The sequence below is a fragment of the Ectobacillus panaciterrae DSM 19096 genome, from assembly GCF_000430785.1.
Lineage (GTDB): Bacteria > Bacillota > Bacilli > Bacillales > Bacillaceae_G > Ectobacillus > Ectobacillus panaciterrae.
On the sequence record NZ_AUMR01000028.1, the window covers coordinates 1 to 17,441 of the forward strand.

The 17,441-nt window shown below is 42.1% G+C and carries 17 protein-coding genes; 7 read left to right on the plus strand and 10 right to left on the minus strand.

Going from position 1 to position 17,441, the window contains the following annotated elements:
- The 4 genes from H540_RS29190 to H540_RS0107675 all read right to left on the minus strand — a co-directional run.
- Nucleotides 1-331 (minus strand): SH3 domain-containing protein (locus H540_RS29190; RefSeq protein ID WP_034670552.1); only part of this gene is annotated, 331 nt, incomplete at its 3' end.
- 546 nt (nucleotides 332-877) lie between these two features.
- The gene (locus tag H540_RS29195) at nucleotides 878-1,081 is read right to left on the minus strand and encodes a hypothetical protein (RefSeq protein WP_034670554.1); all 204 of its coding nucleotides are present in this window, start codon (nucleotides 1,079-1,081) and stop codon (nucleotides 878-880) included.
- Entirely contained in the window at nucleotides 1,074-2,255 is a 1,182-nt protein-coding gene (locus tag H540_RS0107670; protein WP_028400132.1) for an ArsA family ATPase, read from the minus strand. The genes H540_RS29195 and H540_RS0107670 overlap by 8 nt, the downstream gene beginning before the upstream one ends.
- A gap of 79 nt (nucleotides 2,256-2,334) precedes the next feature.
- Nucleotides 2,335-2,814: a MarR family winged helix-turn-helix transcriptional regulator gene (locus H540_RS0107675; RefSeq protein WP_028400133.1), complete on the minus strand. Its 480-nt coding sequence runs from the start codon at nucleotides 2,812-2,814 to the stop codon at nucleotides 2,335-2,337.
- A gap of 286 nt (nucleotides 2,815-3,100) precedes the next feature.
- Here H540_RS0107675 and H540_RS0107680 point away from each other — a divergent pair, with 286 nt between their 5' ends.
- The 5 genes from H540_RS0107680 to H540_RS0107700 all read left to right on the plus strand — a co-directional run bounded on the left by H540_RS0107680 (nucleotide 3,101) and on the right by H540_RS0107700 (nucleotide 8,000).
- The gene (locus tag H540_RS0107680) at nucleotides 3,101-3,334 is read left to right on the plus strand and encodes a YiaA/YiaB family inner membrane protein (protein WP_028400134.1); all 234 of its coding nucleotides are present in this window, start codon (nucleotides 3,101-3,103) and stop codon (nucleotides 3,332-3,334) included.
- Nucleotides 3,335-3,717: 383 nt separating this feature from the next.
- On the plus strand, nucleotides 3,718-4,008 hold the full coding sequence (gene gatC / locus H540_RS0107685; protein ID WP_028400135.1) for an Asp-tRNA(Asn)/Glu-tRNA(Gln) amidotransferase subunit GatC: 291 nt from the start codon (nucleotides 3,718-3,720) through the stop codon (nucleotides 4,006-4,008).
- A 14-nt stretch (nucleotides 4,009-4,022) separates the two neighbouring features.
- Entirely contained in the window at nucleotides 4,023-5,483 is a 1,461-nt protein-coding gene (gene gatA / locus H540_RS0107690) for an Asp-tRNA(Asn)/Glu-tRNA(Gln) amidotransferase subunit GatA (protein ID WP_028400136.1), read from the plus strand.
- A 15-nt stretch (nucleotides 5,484-5,498) separates the two neighbouring features.
- The gene (gene gatB / locus H540_RS0107695; RefSeq protein ID WP_028400137.1) at nucleotides 5,499-6,929 is read left to right on the plus strand and encodes an Asp-tRNA(Asn)/Glu-tRNA(Gln) amidotransferase subunit GatB; all 1,431 of its coding nucleotides are present in this window, start codon (nucleotides 5,499-5,501) and stop codon (nucleotides 6,927-6,929) included.
- Between the two features lie 171 nt (nucleotides 6,930-7,100).
- The gene (locus H540_RS0107700) at nucleotides 7,101-8,000 is read left to right on the plus strand and encodes a diacylglycerol kinase (protein WP_028400138.1); all 900 of its coding nucleotides are present in this window, start codon (nucleotides 7,101-7,103) and stop codon (nucleotides 7,998-8,000) included.
- A 26-nt stretch (nucleotides 8,001-8,026) separates the two neighbouring features.
- Here the strand turns inward: H540_RS0107700 and H540_RS0107705 are convergent, their stop codons facing one another.
- The 3 genes from H540_RS0107705 to H540_RS29200 form a co-directional block, all read right to left on the minus strand.
- Entirely contained in the window at nucleotides 8,027-9,133 is a 1,107-nt protein-coding gene (locus H540_RS0107705) for a polysaccharide deacetylase family protein (RefSeq protein WP_028400139.1), read from the minus strand.
- A gap of 145 nt (nucleotides 9,134-9,278) precedes the next feature.
- Entirely contained in the window at nucleotides 9,279-10,376 is a 1,098-nt protein-coding gene (locus tag H540_RS0107710; RefSeq protein ID WP_028400140.1) for a polysaccharide deacetylase family protein, read from the minus strand.
- A gap of 137 nt (nucleotides 10,377-10,513) precedes the next feature.
- The gene (locus H540_RS29200) at nucleotides 10,514-11,536 is read right to left on the minus strand and encodes a polysaccharide deacetylase family protein (protein ID WP_051317024.1); all 1,023 of its coding nucleotides are present in this window, start codon (nucleotides 11,534-11,536) and stop codon (nucleotides 10,514-10,516) included.
- A 155-nt stretch (nucleotides 11,537-11,691) separates the two neighbouring features.
- Between H540_RS29200 and rlmD the strand changes: the two genes are divergently transcribed.
- The gene (gene rlmD, locus H540_RS0107720; protein ID WP_028400141.1) at nucleotides 11,692-13,068 is read left to right on the plus strand and encodes a 23S rRNA (uracil(1939)-C(5))-methyltransferase RlmD; all 1,377 of its coding nucleotides are present in this window, start codon (nucleotides 11,692-11,694) and stop codon (nucleotides 13,066-13,068) included.
- 219 nt (nucleotides 13,069-13,287) lie between these two features.
- On the opposite strand, the gene H540_RS0107725 is transcribed toward rlmD, so the two are convergent.
- From H540_RS0107725 to H540_RS0107735, 3 genes are all read right to left on the minus strand, one after another.
- The gene (locus H540_RS0107725; RefSeq protein ID WP_028400142.1) at nucleotides 13,288-14,469 is read right to left on the minus strand and encodes a NupC/NupG family nucleoside CNT transporter; all 1,182 of its coding nucleotides are present in this window, start codon (nucleotides 14,467-14,469) and stop codon (nucleotides 13,288-13,290) included.
- A 55-nt stretch (nucleotides 14,470-14,524) separates the two neighbouring features.
- Nucleotides 14,525-14,923: a cytidine deaminase gene (locus H540_RS0107730; protein ID WP_028400143.1), complete on the minus strand. Its 399-nt coding sequence runs from the start codon at nucleotides 14,921-14,923 to the stop codon at nucleotides 14,525-14,527.
- A gap of 249 nt (nucleotides 14,924-15,172) precedes the next feature.
- Nucleotides 15,173-15,892 (minus strand): aspartate/glutamate racemase family protein, encoded by a 720-nt coding sequence (locus H540_RS0107735; protein WP_028400144.1) that lies wholly within the window; start codon nucleotides 15,890-15,892, stop codon nucleotides 15,173-15,175.
- Between the two features lie 108 nt (nucleotides 15,893-16,000).
- Between H540_RS0107735 and pdxR the strand changes: the two genes are divergently transcribed.
- Entirely contained in the window at nucleotides 16,001-17,395 is a 1,395-nt protein-coding gene (gene pdxR, locus H540_RS0107740) for a MocR-like pyridoxine biosynthesis transcription factor PdxR (RefSeq protein ID WP_028400145.1), read from the plus strand.
- Nucleotides 17,396-17,441 lie beyond the last annotated feature (46 nt).

The window sequence follows — 17,441 nt, forward strand, 5'->3', positions numbered from 1 at the left end:
CAACGGACGAATTGTTATTCGTTGGCGGTTGTGGATTAGGAGCTGAAGCGTTAAAACGCAAAAATTCTAAAGAAACAAAAGCTTCTTTGCCATTAAAGAGGATTTTGGCCCAGCCATTTTCCTTACTGAGAACGGAAACAGATTGCCCCTTCTTAAGCGTTCCTAAAATAGCTCCATTAGCGGAAGGAATTGAACGAACATATAAGTATGTTGCATCTACAGTCCCTTTTTTTGCAGATGTATCAGCTTGGGCAAAAACGTTAGGTGAAATAGCAGATAAATTGACTGCTGTGAGTGTGCCCATAATAAGTGCTTTTTTCGTGTAATTCATTTCGTAAGGATATAAGAGCTATATCCTTCTCCCCTCCTTCTATAAGGTAATGATTTTTTATTTATTTTTAAATCACTTTACTTTTGGATAATCCTATAAATCTATATAAAAAGAAAAATTGTTTATATATAAATGAATTATAATTTCGCCATGTCCATGTGCTATGTGCAACCAAAAAGGGGTATTTGTATGCTTCTTCTCTCTGGTTTCCCCTTGCATGAACCACTCCAAAGGTTTGACCGCTTCTGCACGTCGCCGGATGATCTCTCCCCCCTAAAAGAAAAGCTTTTATGTCGATTTTTTAGTTGCATTTATATAGTTGTGCTTTAAACAAGGGAATAGGCAATTGTTTATTAAGATGTAAGAATGTTCAAATGTTAATTATAATAGAATATTATGGAAAATGGAGGGAGGTTTATTGAAAAAATTGTGAAAATATAACCAGTTAATTATTTCATAGTTTTATCTATTAAATTATAAATAAATATCTTCACTATACTTCACACAAAAAATGACGGAAGACAAAGGCCTCCCGCCACTTTTCATTTAATCGATAGAAATATTTGTTACTGTGCTGTTTTGTTTTTGCGGCTTCTTTGTTGAAGTTTCTAGATGAACCCCCAGTTCCTCTTGCAGAGCTTTCAAAAATATATGTGCCGTGTTCTGAACCGATTCCGGCATTTCCTTCAGCACATACGCCCCAGCTTCCAATTTCATACGGATGAGCTTCTTCAGTAATTGTTCATTCATGAGTGCTGCCTCCAAATCGGATTTTCAATATATCTTCCTCAAATTTTGCGCCGAGAATGGTAAGATGAGTCAATGTTCTCGGAAGCGTAATATTGCGTTTGGCTGAACCTGCGCGTACAATCAGCTCATCCCCTTTATGGTTTAAAGATAAATCCTTTTTGTCAGCAAACGGGACATGAAGAGCAAATATATATTCGTTGTCCTGTTTCTCAATGTGCTGTGTACGGAGGCTGAACTTAACTGACACTGGGTTGTTATCACCTTGGAACAGTGTATCTCCCATGCGTTTCAGCATTTCGAGCCCAACCATTTCTTGTTCGAATAAAGGCGCATAGTAAATAGGAAGCGGCGCGAAGCTGTCTTCAATCATTGTTTTATATTTTCGCTGAATGTCTTTCCATACTTGAAAATACGGGTCGGATACGTTGTCCGGAATGACGCGGTTTACCATAACAGCATCGACGTTGTAATCATATAAATTTAAATACGTAAAGCTGCGCTGTGCTTCTTTAATAACCATCTTTTCCGGGTTCACAACGATGCGCACGCTTGTAATATCTCTATTAGAAAGAATTTGACGCATTTCATCGAGCTGTTCCAAAACGTTTCCGAGCTCTCCCATAATATCATCAGTTGGAAGCGGAATACCAAGCAGCGGCTGTGCCATCGGACGAACGACTTTTAGCACCTTCCGCTTTATCGGGAACAGCTTCTCCATCCACCAGCCGAGCATATCCGGGAAGCTCAGCATCGCCAGCGTCTCACCGGTCGGTGCGCAATCTATAATAATGACGTCGTATTTGTTTTCTTTGTAGTATTCCAATACTTTGAGAAGACTCATTAAATCTTCCATGCCGGGAAACATGGTAAGTTCTTCTACTGTAATATCATCAACTGTTTTGGAAGTGAACAAGAGGGTAATATATTTTTGAATTTTCCCCCAGCCCTTTTCCATTTCATATGTTGTATTAATTTCCTGTGCCCATAGGTTTTCCATAATTTCCGTCGGCTCGGAGGAAAGCTTAATGCCTAAGGAATCTCCTAAACTGTGGGCAGGATCGGTGCTCATCATCAATGTTTTTAATCCGCGCTTTGCGCTCTGAATCCCAGTTGCTGCAGAAATACTTGTTTTGCCTACGCCGCCTTTTCCTGTGTATAACATAATTCGCATCATTATATCCCCCTTTAAATTACGAGTGTCAAATATTACGAGTATCGAAATATTATACCGAATAAAAGCCCTATACTGGGTTCTATTCGATAGGAATGTTTTGAATTCCTGTTGCGGGTTTTGTTTCTGCAGGATGCTGTTCGCTGCCGAGAGAATTCATCGCCTTTTGGAGAATGTGAAGTAGGAATGCTTTTTCTTCTTCAGTTAATGCTCCTGTTACGAGTCCAAAATAGTGAGCGGCGCTCGTTTTCACTTCATCCACAAGCTGTTGTCCCTGCTCAGTTAGGCGAATAACGACGATGCGGCGATCTGCTTCGCTTCGGTAGCGTTCAAGATAGCCTTTTTTAACAAGTCTATTTACAACTCCTGTTGCGGTACTCATCGGTATATCCAGAAGCTCAGCGATTTCACTCATAATGACTTCGTTATTGCGGCTCATCCAAAGAAGGCAAAACACTTCTGTTTTGGAAAGGGATAAATCAATTTTCACCCATTCCTCAGGGTAGAAGAGCTTTCTTGCGTTGTTCAGCAATAACTCTAAAAAATCTTCGTACTGAATCAATTTGTTCCACTCCCGTATATTTCGAGTGTCGTAATATTTATTTTTAGTTTATTCAAAAAGGGAATTCATGTCAATAGGAAACAGCGGGAGAAAGAAATTTATTTTTTCATTCATAAATATAAAACAGCTACTTTAAGGTCTTGCAGGGATATGTTAAATTACAAGAAGAACCTAAAATTGGTATAAGTAAATATATATGGATATTTGTTGAATCTGTATGCTATATACTTAGGTTTTAGCTCATATGATGTTATACAGACAGAAAATAAGAGGGGATGATTATACTGTGAAAAGACGAAACACCGCAGCATTTACTTTTTTGGCGTGGGGTTCTTTCATCTGCGCGCTTTCCGCCATGCTGGTCGGCATTTACACGTTGAATGAACCGCTGAGCGTAAAAGGGTACTATCTCGTTGGAACATTATTTTTAACAATGTCCAGCTTTGTGCTGCAAAAAACGATTCGTGATAATGAAGAAGATGATGCAAAAATAAAGAGAGACACACCTATAGAAAAATAGGTTTAACAGAGAAGAAAGGCAGTGAGCCTTTCTTTTTTGTTTAAAATACAAAGCATAAACTCTTTGGTTGCTGCACCTATATAAGTCCACATTGTTATTCTGACATATCTATCGTTTACCACGTAGAACAAAAGGGAAACTGCGCTCGCTCCCTCTCTCTGGTTTCCCTCTGCATGGGCCACGAAAAGGTTTTGACCGCTTCTACGCTTATTCGGATGCTCTCCCCCTAAAAGAAACGTTTTTGTGTTGATTTTTTTAGTTGCATTTATATAAATGAGCAGATTTCGCTTTTCTTATGCACGATAGGTTGCTTGTATCCTAGGAAGTCTGGTATCATCAGTATTATTGTATAATGAACGAATATTTATGGAGGTGGCTTAGCCGTGTCAAGAATTTCTGTTGATAGCGTAAAGCACGTTGCGCATTTGGCGCGTCTTGCGATTACAGAGCAAGACGCAGAAAAGTTCTCAAAGCAGTTGGATGCAATTATTACATTTGCAGAGCAATTAAACGAGTTGGATACCGAAAACGTAAAACCAACATCTCACGTATTGGATATGAAGAATGTGCTGCGTGAAGATGTATCGGAAAAAGGATTGCCTGTTGAAGAGGTAATGAAAAATGCACCGGATCATAAGGACAATCAAGTACGCGTGCCTGCAATTTTGGAATAGGGGAGGGGATATACGTGGCACTATTTGAACATTCTGTATCTGAATTACATAAAAAGCTGCATAGCAAAGAAATATCCGTCACAGATTTAGTGGACGAGTCCTACAAGCGCATTGCGCAAGTAGAAGATAAGGTAAAAGCGTTCCTTACATTAGATGAAGAGGGAGCACGCGCGAAAGCGAGAGAATTGGATGAGAAGCTTGGTAACGCGGACGAGTACGGTCTTCTTTTCGGTATGCCGATCGGTGTAAAGGATAACATCGTAACAAAAGGCCTCCGTACAACATGTGCGAGCAAAATCTTGGCAAACTTCGATCCTATTTATGATGCGACAGTGGTACAAAAGCTGAACCAAGCGGAAACTATTACAATTGGTAAGCTGAATATGGATGAGTTTGCAATGGGGTCTTCTAACGAAAACTCCGGATTTTATCCAACAAAAAACCCATGGAATATTGAATATGTACCAGGCGGCTCCAGCGGCGGCTCTGCGGCATCTGTAGCGGCAGGAGAAGTATTGTTCTCCCTTGGTTCTGATACAGGCGGTTCTATCCGTCAGCCGGCAGCGTACTGCGGCGTAGTCGGATTAAAGCCTACGTACGGCCGTGTATCTCGTTTCGGCCTTGTTGCGTTTGCATCTTCTCTTGATCAAATTGGTCCGATTACACGCACAGTAGCAGATAACGCATACTTGCTGCAGGCGATCTCTGGATTCGATAAAATGGATTCTACTTCCGCAAACGTAGAAACAGGCGACTATTTATCTGCGTTAACGGGAGACGTGAAAGGCTTGCGCATTGCAGTTCCAAAAGAATACTTGGGTGAAGGCGTAAGCGAGGAAGTACGTCAGTCCGTATTGAACGCATTAAAGGTATTAGAAGGTATGGGTGCGACTTGGGACGAGGTTTCTCTGCCACATTCCAAATATGCGCTTGCGACTTATTACCTATTGTCTTCTTCTGAAGCGTCTGCGAACCTTGCACGCTTTGACGGCGTGCGCTATGGTGTTCGCTCCGACAATGCAACAAGCCTGCTAGAGTTGTACAAGCAAACGCGCAGCGAAGGCTTCGGCGACGAAGTGAAGCGCCGTATCATGCTTGGCACATTTGCATTAAGTTCCGGTTACTACGATGCGTACTACAAGAAGGCGCAGCAAGTTCGTACGTTAATCAAAAATGACTTTGAAAAAGTATTTGAAAACTATGATGTTATCATCGGGCCGACAACGCCGACGCCTGCATTCAAGCTTGGAGAGAAGATTGAAGACCCGATGACAATGTATGCAAATGATATTCTAACGATCCCTGTAAACCTTGCAGGCGTTCCCGGCATCTCTATACCTTGCGGCTTTGGTGAGAACGGCATGCCATTAGGACTTCAAATTATCGGCAAACATTTTGATGAAGCAACTGTGTACCGCACTGCTCATGCGTTTGAGCAAGCGACGGATTATCATAAACAAAAACCGCAACTGTAAAGGAGGCGAAATGAAATGAATTTTGAAACAATTATTGGTTTAGAAGTGCATGTTGAGCTAAAAACAAAATCTAAAATTTTCTCCGCTAGTCCGAATGCATTCGGTGCGCCTCCAAATACGCAAACGAGCGTAATTGAACTGGGCTATCCTGGTGTGCTTCCTGTTTTAAATAAGCAGGCGGTAGAATTTGCAATGAAAGCCGCAATGGCATTGAACTGCGAAGTTGCCACGGAAACGAAATTTGACCGTAAAAACTACTTCTATCCGGACAATCCAAAGGCATATCAAATCTCTCAATATGACAAGCCGATCGGCGAGAACGGCTGGATTGAAATTGAAGTGGGCGGCAAGAAAAAACGCATCGGCATTACGCGTCTTCACCTAGAAGAGGATGCAGGAAAATTAACGCATACAGGTGATGGCTACTCCTTAGTAGATTTTAACCGTCAAGGAACACCTTTGATTGAAATTGTATCTGAGCCGGATATCCGTACACCGGAAGAAGCTTATGCATACTTGGAAAAGTTAAAATCTATCGTTCAATATACGGGCGTATCTGACTGTAAGATGGAAGAAGGTTCTCTTCGCTGTGATGCGAACATTTCTCTTCGTCCAATCGGACAAGAAAAGTTTGGTACAAAAACAGAATTGAAAAACTTAAACTCCTTTGCATTCGTGCAAAAAGGATTAGAATACGAACAAGCACGCCAAGAGAAAGAGCTTCTTTCCGGCGGTGTAATTCAACAAGAAACGCGCCGTTATGATGAAGCAAGCAAAAAAACAATCTTAATGCGCGTAAAAGAGGGCTCTGATGATTATCGTTACTTCCCGGAGCCTGATCTTGTAGAGCTTTACATTGACGATGAGTGGAAGAATCGTGTACGCGCGCAAATTCCTGAGCTTCCAGACGCACGTCAGAAGCGCTATGTGGAAGAACTGGGATTGCCGGCTTACGATGCTGCCGTACTAACAGCGACAAAAGAAATGTCCGATTTCTTCGAAGCGACAGTAGCGGACGGAGCGGATGCGAAGCTTGCTTCCAACTGGCTGATGGGTGAAGTATCTGCCTACTTAAACAAGCAGCAAAAAGAGCTTCATCATATCGCGTTAACGCCAGAGAGCTTAGCGAAGATGATTCAGCTGATTGAAAAGGGGACAATTTCTTCCAAAATTGCGAAAAAGGTGTTTGCTGAATTAGTAGAAAAAGGCGGAGATCCAGAAGTAATCATCAAGGAAAAAGGACTTGTTCAAATTTCTGATGAAGGTGCGCTTCGCAAGATTGTCACAGAGATTCTTGATGGCAATGCCCAGTCTATTGAAGACTACAAAAGCGGGAAAGACCGTGCCATCGGCTTCTTAGTCGGCCAAATCATGAAGGCGACAAAAGGACAGGCAAACCCGCCGCTTGTAAACAAGCTTCTTTTAGAGGAAATCAACAAGCGATAAAGCTGCTGAAAGCACCCTATTATAGGGTGTTTTCTCGTATAAGCTGACATTTTATTAGCTATTCTGTTTAATCAAACGTTTGTTTAACCATACTATAAAAGTTGCAAAATCACTTTAATAATGATACATCTAAAATTAGAGGGAATTTTCTACTAAGTTAAGGATGATGGGATTATGAAACGTGCAAGAATTATATACAACCCTACTTCCGGACGAGAGCTGTTTAAAAAGCATTTGCCGGAGGTGCTCGAAAAGCTTGAGAAAGCGGGATATGAAACATCCTGTCACGCGACTATAGGCGCAGGCGATGCGACGAAGGCTGCGGCAGAAGCGGCGCGTCGCGGGTTTGATCTGGTCATCGCAGCGGGAGGAGACGGTACGCTGAACGAGGTCATCAACGGCTTAGTGGGACAAGTTCACCGTCCGAAGTTCGGCATTATCCCTGTAGGAACCACGAACGACTTTGCCCGTGCCATCGGCGTACCGCGCACTATTGAAGAGGCAGCCGATATTATTTGTGCAGGGCATTCTGTACCGCTTGATATTGGAAGAGCTAATGATAAGTATTTTATTAATATCGCCGGCGGCGGCCGTATTACAGAACTGACATTTGAGGTGCCAAGCAAGCTGAAAACCGTACTGGGACAACTTGCGTATTACTTAAAAGGAATCGAAATGCTTCCTTCCCTGCACCCTACATATGTGGAAATTGAATATGATGGGAAAATCATGCAAGAAGAAATCACACTTTTCTTGATTACAAACACAACATCTGTCGGCGGATTTGAAAAAATGGCGCCGTATGCTTCTATTAACGACGGTATGTTTGATTTGCTTATACTTAAAAAAGGATCTATTGCAGACTTGATTAAGGCAGCTTCACAAGCGCTTCGCGGCGAGCATATCAACAATCCGCAAATTTTGTACACGCAAGCTAATCGCATTAAGATAACAACGCCTGAGAAGCTGATGATTAACTTGGACGGCGAGTACGGCGGAGATACACCAATGGAGTTTGAAAACTTGTATCATTATTTGGAACTGTTTGTGCCGGAGACAAGGGAAGAATAAAAATAAAAGAAGGCTGAGGCCTTCTTTTATTTTTTCTCTCTTACGGAAGCTATAAACTGATCCAGCGTTGTGAAATCAAACACGCCTACGCGCTCCATGAGAAGATATTCATTTGGCTTATTTTTTTCAATAAACTGTCCTTTGTTCGTCGTAACCGCAAATTGATAATACTTTTTTGTCGTTTCTACTACACGGTCATCATACAAGCCGACTGGATAGGCGATAGAAATGACAGGTTTGCCCGTTATTTCTTCAATTCGTGTTTTAGAATCTCGGATTTCTTCTTCCATATTTGGTACAAACGGCAAATTTGCATGATTTAAGGTATGGGACTGTACGGAGAAAATCCCGGAGTTTGCCATCATTTTTACATCATCTGTTGTCAAAAATCCCGGAGTGTTCAGTGCGTTTGGAAACAGATATTCTGTCGCAGTTGGCTGGAAATGATCATCCTTTAGTTTTTGAAAAATAGCGAGTGCGTTTATGTTATCCTTCAGACCGTCATCGAATGTAATAAAAATCGGCTTGTTTACTTTATTGATGTCACTCCAGTTTTCAAACGTTAACAACGTATAGCCGTTATCCTTCAAATACTTCATTTGTGCTTCAAATTTGGCCGGTGATACAAATAAGCTCTTAATGCCGTGTCCGTGATACTCATCAATACCGTGGTACATTAAAATCGGTACGTACTGCTGGAAGGTTATTGCGGATTTTGCGAGCGGCACTTGTTGATTATCTTCTTTTAAACCAACTGTTTCAATTTGATATTCTCCGCGTTTGAAGTCGAAAGCCTGCAAGGACAACGGCAAAGCAAAATTGTTGGCGCGATCCTTAGAAGAGAACACTTTTTTGCTGCCTGTTCCATCCGCCATTCGCCAAACATGATATTGCACCTCAGTGAATGTATCCTTCAAATCTTTTATATATAAAGTTGTACTTTTAGATTCATAGGTAATAGGATCCCATGTTACGATTCCTTGTGTCACAATTACAGGCTTTGGTTCAGGCTCTGGTTCAGACTTTACGGCAGTCTGAGACGGTTTTTCTTCTCGTTTCAGCTTAGCTATCGTTGTATTACAGCCAGTTAATGCAAGGGATGAAAGCAATACAATCATCAAAACTTTCTTCATAAAATCAATCCTTTTATCGTAATCATCAGAACTAATCATATCATTAGCAAACAGACAGGAGAATCAAAATTTTCCTAAAAACATCTCTATTTCTATTAATTTACATTATATTTATAAAAAGAAAGGAAGCTGTATGAGCAGCTTCCTATTTTTCTTTTACTAATGAAGCAAACTGTTCTATTGTAGTAGAGTAAGAGATGCGAACGCGCTGCATGAGCAGCATTTCATTTTGCTGCCCTTTTTCTATAAATTGCCCCGGCTTCGTAGTTGTCGCAAACTGATAATACTTCTTCGTTTCTTCCACAACCTTATCATTAAAATGACCGAACGGATATGCAATTGCAATAACAGGCTTGCCTGTCACTTGTTCAATTCTCTCTTTTGGAGCCTTCAGCTCTTCTTCATAATTCGTAATCTTCGGAAGATCTGCATGAGACATCGTATGCGCCTGCACGGAGAAAATACCGGAATTCACCATTTCTTTTAACTCATCTGAAGACAGCCAATAAGGGCCGCCGTCAATCGCGCCTGCAATCATATACTCTGTCGCAGCCGGCTGGAACTTGTCATCCTTCAATTTTTGAAGAATGTGAAGAGCATTCATATTGTTTTTCATGCCGTCATCCAATGTGACGAGCACGGGTTTATTCACTTTATTAACATCACCCCAGCGCTCAAATGTCAGGAATGTATAGCCGTTATCCTTCAAATATTTCATTTGTGCTTCGAAGTTGGCAGGGGTTACAAACAAATCCTTCAAACCTTCTCCTTTATACTCATCAATTGCGTGATACATAAGAATCGGCACATGCCGCTGGAACGTCACCGCAGATTTCGCAAGAAGCACCTGCTTGCCGTCTTCTTTTACGCCGTATGCCTCCACTTGATATTCGCCGCGCTTTGAGGAGAATTCTTTCGTATCAAACAGGAAAGAAAAGCCCTTGTCTTTATCCTTAGAAGAGAATATCTTCAAGCTCCCTTGTCCGTCTGCCGTACGCCAAATGCGGTACTGTATTTCCGGAACATTTTCTTTCATATCCTTTGTAGAAATAGTAGTATTCGCAGACTCAAAAGTCACGGGACTTACAGAAACAGCCGCTCTTGGCTGAAATACGGGTTCCTTTTTCGTTTCTGTATGTGCACTCGTTTGTTCTACCGTCTTCGGTTTGGCGTCAGCTTCCGTTATACCGCAGCCTGCCAGCAGAAGAGCAGAAAAAAGAGCAAGAATAATTTGTTTACGCATTCTATCCATCCTTATATAAAAATATTGTACTGGATAATCATATCATTGGAAGATATGGAAGGAAATAGGTATTTTGTCGATAGAGATGGGATTTTGGGAGGAGAGTTACAGGACGCAGCATCTGTCTACCCCTTTTTCTATTCCGGTTGCAGCATCCTCCCAAACTCCTCAATTGTCGTCCCGTATCTCACGAACTGTCGCGGCAGCTTATAATATTCATCCGGCACTCCTTTTTCGATAAACAGCCCCGGCCGAATGGTAACCGCAAACTTATAATATTTCTTTGTTTCCTCTACTACTTTGTCATTTAAAAAGCCGTACGGATAAGCAAATGCCATAACAGGTTTTCCCGTTATTCGCTCAATGGTTTCTTTTGATGTTTTTAGCTCATACTCGTAATTCGTCACCTTCGTCAAGTCAGGATGAAACATGGTGTGAGATTGAATAGAGAAGAATCCGGACTGCGCCATGCTGCGCAGGTCGGCCTCTGACAGTCGCTTTGGCCTCCCTGTGAAACCGACCGCAACGAAAATCGTACCAACTGGCTGGAAGCGCTCGTCCTTTAACCTTTGAAATACTTTCAAAGCGTTTAAGTTATTTTTATATCCGTCATCAAGCGTGATAAAAACAGGTTTGTTTACGCGGTTTATATCGTTCCAGCGTTCAAAGGTCAGCGGGGTGTAGCCATTTTCTTTTAAATAACGCACTTGCGCCTCAAAGCTGGCGGGAGATACATATAATTCCTCTAAGCCGCTGCCCTTGAAGTCATCGATGGAATGATACATTAAGATTGGTACGTATTGCTGAAAGGTTAAAGCGGATGTTGCGAGCGGGGCGGTTGTGCCGTTTTGTTTTATCCCTATCGCTTCTATTTCATATTGCCCCCGCTGAGATTGAAATTGCTTCGTATCCAGTACGAAGGCGAAGTTTCTTTGTTTGTCTTTTGCGGTAAAAGTTTGCGCCTTTTTTTGTCCGTCTGCCGTGCGCCAAATGCGGTAATGGACTTCTTTTACATTGTTGCTTGTGTTAATTGTATAAATGGTAGTAGAGGCCGCATTGTACCGGAACGCATCCCATGTCACTTGTGCGCTTGGGGCAGCCGTTACGATAGTTTGTATAGCGGCAAATACAACAAGCAGCATGCATAATATTCTGTACATAAAATCCCTTCTTTCCATCAGCTTTTCTTAGTGTGCCGCTAAATCCGGTTTTCTTGCGCTTTTCCTGTATAAGTACATCAGCAATGGCCAATGGATAAAGAAAGAAGAAATATGATACAATGGTACGCAGTGAATTCGAAAAAAGAGGTTGAGGCATGAATACAAAAATGGCACCCCCTATTCAGAAGAATGAGTATATAGATGTAGTATTCGAGGATTTAACGCATGACGGCGCCGGCGTGGCGAAGGTGAATGGCTATCCGATTTTCGTTCCGCACGGTTTGCCGGAGGAGCATGCGAAAGTTAAAGTAATTAAGGTAAAAAAGAACTTTGCGTTTGGCCGTTTGGTGGAGTTATATAAGGAGAGCCCATACCGCCAAGAGGCACCATGCCCGGTGTACAAGCAATGCGGCGGCTGTCAGCTTCAGCATTTGAGCTATGAGGGACAGCAAAAAGCGAAGGAGAAGCAAGTGCGTGACGTGATGCAGCGTATCGGCGGGCTGAAGGATGTGCCGATTCATCCTGTACTTGGCATGGAGAAGCCATGGGAATACCGAAATAAAGCGCAGGTTCCAATCGGGGACAGAGAAGGCGGTCTCATCGCAGGCTTTTACCGGCAAGGAACACATGACATTATCGATATGAAGAAGTGTCTGATCCAAGTTGAGGAGAACGATAAGCTGATCCAAGAAGTGAAGGACATTTGCGCCAAGCATGGCGTGCAAGCTTATAATGAGGAGCGCCATAAAGGTACGCTCCGTCATGTAATGGCACGTTATGGACAGGTGACAGGCGAAATCATGCTTGTGTTTATCACAAGAACAGAGGATCTACCGCATAAAAGCACGATTATGGAAGAGATTATCGCGAAGTTCCCAAACGTGAAATCCATCGTGCAAAATGTGAACGACAAGCGTACGAACGTAATTTTCGGTGAAAAAACGAAGGTGCTGTACGGCTCTGAATATATTTATGATTATATCGGCAATATTAAGTTCGCCATATCGGCAAGATCTTTTTATCAAGTAAATCCGACGCAAACGAAGGTGCTGTACGATAAAGCGCTGGAGTATGCGGAATTGACAGGCAACGAAGAAGTTATTGACGCATATTGCGGCATTGGAACGATTTCGTTATTCTTGGCGCAAAAGGCGAAGAAGGTGTATGGGGTCGAAATTGTACCGGAAGCTATTGAGGACGCACACCGAAATGCGGAGCTGAACGGCATTGCAAATGCGGAATTTGAGGTCGGCGAAGCGGAGAAGGTCATCCCGAATTGGTACAAACAAGGAATCAAAGCGGACGTAATTGTAGTCGATCCGCCTCGCAAAGGCTGTGATGATGCTTTGTTGGAAACGATTATTGCGATGAAGCCTGAGCGTGTGGTGTATGTATCTTGCAATCCCGCTACGCTTGCGCGCGATTTGCGTGTGTTGGAAGACGGGGGATTCAAAACGAGAGAAATCCAGCCGGTCGATATGTTCCCGCAGACGATGCATTGCGAGGCTGTCGCGGTTTTGGAAAGAAAGTAATGCGAGTTATAGAAGAGCCCGTGTTTGATAACGGGTTCTCTTCGCGGGGAGAAACATAGTAAATCTCATGGAAAATAGAAGACCAATTCACACATGAATTGGTCTTCTTGTATTCTTGATATGACTGCGTTTCTGAAAGAATAACATATATAGGTTATATAAATAGAAAAGCACTTCTCCTTCTCAGGTTTGCGCTGGGAGGGGAAGTGCTATAACGTCTTATAGAATAAAGCTCACAATCACCGCAGACAATACACTTACAAGCGTAGCGCCGTACAACAATCTTAAACCGAAGCGCGCTACTGTGTTTCCTTGCTTTTCGCTCAGTCCTTTTACTGCCCCTGCAATGATGCCGATGGAGGAGAAGTTTGCAAAGGATACTAGGAATACGGAAATGATACCTAACGTACGCGGACTCATGCCTTTGGCAACCTTAGCTAAATCCATCATCGCAACGAATTCGTTCGTGACAAGCTTAGTTGCCATGATACCGCCGGCTGTTACGATTTCAGAAGCCGGAATCCCCATGATGAATGCAACTGGAGCGAAAATATATCCTAAAATCTGTTGGAATGAGATGCCGAATATTAAGTCGAGCACGTTATTGATCGCAGCCATTAAAGCAACGAAACCGATCAGCATCGCACCGACAATGATTGCTACTTTGAATCCATCAAGGATATATTCTCCAAGCATTTCAAAGAAAGACTGTTTTTCTTCTTGCTGGATAACTAAAATATCCTCGCTGTCTTCCACTGTATAAGGATTGATGATAGAAGTGATAATGAATCCGCCGAATAAGTTGATGACAATAGCTGTTACAACATATTTTGGTTCAATCATTGTCATGTAAGCACCAACGATAGACATGGAAACTGTAGACATAGCTGACGCGCATAATGTATATAAACGGTGCGCTGGCAATTTATCCAATTGCTTTTTAACTGTAATGAAAACTTCAGATTGGCCGACCATCGCAGAAGCTACTGCGTTGTAAGACTCCAATTTACCCATTCCGTTGATTTTGCTAAGTGCTAAACCAACCCATTTCATGATGAACGGTAAAATCTTTAAGTGCTGGAAAATCCCGATTAATACAGAGATGAAAACGATAGGAAGAAGGACGTTCAGGAAGAAGGACATTTCGCCTTTGTTTAACATCCCGCCAAAAACGAAGCTTACACCTTCACCTGCATATTCAAGCAACTTGCTGAATACATCAGCAATTCCTTTAATCAATATCAATCCGAATTTTGTATTCAACAGTACGTAAGAGAGAATTAACTGAACAACGATCATGATACCAATAGGCTTATATTTAATTTTTCTCTTATCTGCACTGACTAACCAAGCTAACCCTAAAACTACAAGCAACCCGACAATTGAGATTAAATATTTCATCGCTGCCTCCACTAAGTAGTATTTATTTTATGAAAAAAATATAATGTTAATAGAATTATTGATTCAAATCTTTAGATGAAAAGCTTCCTGGCAGCAATTCACCTATAGACGTTACTGTAAAGTCGCCTTTTAAGTTCGCCAGAATGATAGGAGTATCTTTCTCGCAAAATTCCGCTATGACTTGACGGCATGCCCCGCAAGGAGAAATAGGTCCGTCAGTGTCACCGACAACCGCTAATGCCGCAATGTCTTTTTCGCCTTCTGAAACCGCTTTAAATAAAGCTGTTCGTTCCGCACAGTTTCCTAAACCGTAGGAAGCGTTCTCAATATTGCACCCAAGATATACCCGATCGCTTTTTGTTAAAACAGCAGCTCCCACTTGGAACTTGGAGTATGGTGCATACGCTTGCTTACGAGCTTCAATTGCTTTATTGATAAGCACTTGGATATCCATAAATTCTGCCTCCAATAGTGTAGTAGATTACATACATGCCAGGGTTTGAATCTTTATATTGTAAAGGATAATCTTGTGAGATGTATGACTTCTGACAAGAATGAATATATCCGAAATTTCGACATAAGTCAATAAAAACATGATAACGTTTTCAAGAAAATAAAATTCATGAACACTAAAAGAATCTTTAAAATAATATGAAATGAAAAAGCCCTTGTAATAATAGATATACAAGGGCTTTTTCAAGTATTAAATTTGTACCATTTCTGGCTTTTTACGCCTTTCCAATGCAAACTCCGCTGCCGCAACCGCATGAAGCAAAGCAGTATCGAACAGAGGAATCTCAGTATCTGTTTGCTTTACAAGCAATGGAATTTCCGTACAGCCTAAAATCACGCCTTCCGCTCCTTTTTCCTGCAGGCGGTTCATTACTTGGAGATAAGCTTCTCTGGATTCCTGCTTAAACTCCCCTTTGCATAATTCATTAAAGATCACGCTATGCACTGTCTGACGATCTTCTTCATCAGGAATGATGACATCAATTCCATGCTGAGCAAGACGTTCCTTATAAAAATCCTGCTCCATCGTAAAGTTTGTGCCAAGCAGACCGACTGATTTCAAGTTTTGTTCTTTAATTTTTACTGCTGTGGCATCTGCGATATGGATCAGTGGGATACCGACAGCTTCTTCTACTTCTCGAGCCATTTTGTGCATCGTGTTCGTACAAATAACAATCACGTCTGCACCGCCGTTTTCTAATGTTTTAGCAGCATCAATCATGCATTGCGTAGCCTTCTCCCATTCTCCGTTGTGCTGCAGTTCCACTATTTCTTCAAAGTCAAAAGAGTACAATAAGCACTTAGCAGAGTGTAGTCCGCCCAGCTCTTCTTTGACAAACGTATTAATGTAACGATAGTAATCCGTTGTAGATTCCCAGCTTAAGCCGCCAATCAAACCAATTGTTTTCATTTTATTTGCTCCCTTGTGTTTTGAATGAATCATAACACGCTATACTGGTATACAGTAGAGCCAATTTTTAATAAATTATATAGTGCCAGTTAGAAAAGGAGCGCTTATATGTTTTTATTCGCAATTAATCGTTTAAGTGAAACTTCATTAACACAGCAAGTATATGAACAAATCCGAGATGGAATTTTAACGAGAAAACTGAAAGCGGGAGAGAAGATTTCATCTACAAGGGAACTGGCGGCAATAATTGGAGTATCAAGAAATGTAGTACTAGAAGCTTATGAACAGCTTATTGCAGAAGGGTATTTGGAGGTGCGTCCAAGATCAGGTACGTATGTGGCACAGGGTTCATCCTTGCAGATGATAGCGGACTATTTCAAACCATCTTTTCAAAAAGAAGAAGCTTGTCGTGAGAGCCATGTATATATTGATTTTAAAGCGGGAAACCCGGCGATGGATCACTTTCCGCGCGATAAATGGGGGCGCTTGGCGAAAGAGGTTTGCCATGAAGCGCCGGAGCAGGTCTTTGGATATACTGGTGCGGAGGGGGCGCCGGAACTTCGCAATGAGCTGGCTCGTTACTTGCTCCGTGCGAGGGGAGTACGCTGTCATCCAAATCAAATTGTGATTACATCGGGTGCCACGCAAGCGTTACATTTAATTACAGAGCTGTTGTCCTGTGAGGAAACGCATATTGCGGTCGAGGATCCTGTCACTGATGAAATGCGTACCATTTTTTCGTATGCAGGAGCCAAGGTACATCCTGTTCGAGTAGATGAAAAAGGAATTATACCGGAACTGCTCCCTGCAGAAGGCAAACCAAGCTTTGTATTTGTCATACCGTCGCACCAGTTTCCATTAGGCGGTACATTGCCGATTCAGCGGCGTGTACAACTTATTGAGTATGCACGCAAAATGGATTGCTTTATTGTCGAGGATGATTATGATAGTGAATTCACGTATGAGGGTGTTCCGGTTCACTCTATGCAAGGGCTTGATTCAGAACGAGTAATTTATGTTGGCACCTTCAGCAAGATTTTATCCCCTGCGCTGCGGATTGGATATGCTGTGCTGCCGCCTGATTTAATCGAACGGTTTCGCAAGCTGAAATGGTTTACAGACCGTCACACATCAACGCTTGAGCAATTGGTGCTTGCCCGTTTTATAGAAGGTGGGTATTTAGATCGCCATGTGCGCCGCATGAAAAAGATTTATCGGGAGCGAAGGGAAGCGTTGGTATCATGTCTGCAGAAGCACTTTGCGGACGCAAAGATCTTAGGACAAGCAGCGGGTATGCATTTGGTCGTTGAATTATCGGGCGTTCATTTTACGGAAGAAGTGATGGAACGAGTGAAGGAGCAGGGCGTTATGGTATATCCTGTTGAACGGTATGCATTACAGAAAGGATTTCATAACAGTCAAATTGTCATGGGATATGGGAGCTTAACGGCAGAAGCTATCGAAAAAGGCGTGGAAAAATTGAAAAAAGCGCTGGAAAGCTAAAAACAGCCGTTATTTTCGAGGATGCGAGCTGTTTTTATATACATGT